This window comes from Vibrio sp. Vb1026, assembly GCF_033338745.1.
GTDB lineage: Bacteria > Pseudomonadota > Gammaproteobacteria > Enterobacterales > Vibrionaceae > Vibrio > Vibrio alginolyticus.
The window spans coordinates 1-1,015 of record NZ_JAWOTH010000218.1 but is presented as its reverse complement, the minus strand read 5'-3'; the positions used below and the strand labels follow the sequence as shown (position 1 = coordinate 1,015).

1 protein-coding gene and 1 pseudogene are annotated in these 1,015 nt (G+C 42.6%); both read left to right on the top strand.

The features are described from left to right. The first annotated feature begins 295 nt into the window (after nt 1-295). Entirely contained in the window at nt 296-835 is a 540-nt protein-coding gene (locus R7E47_RS25415; RefSeq protein WP_318085599.1) for a heme NO-binding domain-containing protein, read from the top strand. A gap of 7 nt (nt 836-842) precedes the next feature. Further along, nucleotides 843-1,015 (top strand): annotated as a pseudogene (locus R7E47_RS25410) (hybrid sensor histidine kinase/response regulator); the annotation flags it as partial.

The window sequence follows — 1,015 nt, the reverse complement described above, 5'->3', positions numbered from 1 at the left end:
TCGATCACCAAACCGAACCCCTAATTTTCGTGTCTACTCATTATTATACACCCAAGATAATACCCCTAAACTCCGGAAGCGAGCGTGCTTGAGTGAGAAAATGAGTGGTGAGTGCACTCCGCCTCATTGTTAATAAAACAGTAAGCTCAAATGTTAAAGGAAAATCGCTTCACATCTAGGCAACCTTTTGCTTTGTGCTTTGTGTCTCACTCTGCTGAAGCATATTGATTTGAAACTTATAGGGTTATACACCATTCTTATTTTTAAGGCGTTGCAATGAGGTTGGTGTTTGCCAATGAAAGGGATAATCTTTACCGAGTTCATGGAGTTAGTGGAAAGCAAATTTGGACTTGAAGTGCTTGACCAAGTGCTCGAACTTTCCGATGACGTAGGGGTATATACCTCTGTCGGCAGTTATGATCACCGAGACTTAGTCAAACTGATCGTCAATCTCAGCAAAGTTTCTGATATTCCCCCAGAGCAGTTACAAGAAGTGTTTGGTGAAAGCGTATTTTTGAATCTGCTACGCTCCATTCCCAGTCATGCAAGCTTGCAGCAGTGCGACAATACCTTTCAATTTGTTCGACATGTAGAAAGCTTTATTCATGTAGAAGTTAAAAAACTTTACCCAGACGCCAATCCGCCTAAGTTCGATTTTATCAGCGAAACACAGTCAGAACTGGTGTTCGACTACCATAGTGCAAGGTGTATGGCGCATGTTTGTTTAGGGTTGCTCAAAGGCTGTGCTGCGCACTTTGGACAGGTCATTCATATTATGCATCAAAACCAAACCGAAGACGGAAGCCAAGTTCGATTTTGGCTGGAGGCACAATAAGAAGAGTATGACGGGTAACTCCTCATTAGAAAGGAAACTCAAACGAGAAATCGCCTCAAGAAAGGCGGCAGAACTGCTTTTAGAGCAAAAAAGTTATGAGCTCTACGAATCGACGCAAAAATTGAGTGTCGCGTTAAAGAAGCTAGAACTTCGATCGGAAAGCGATCTGCGCAAGTTTGA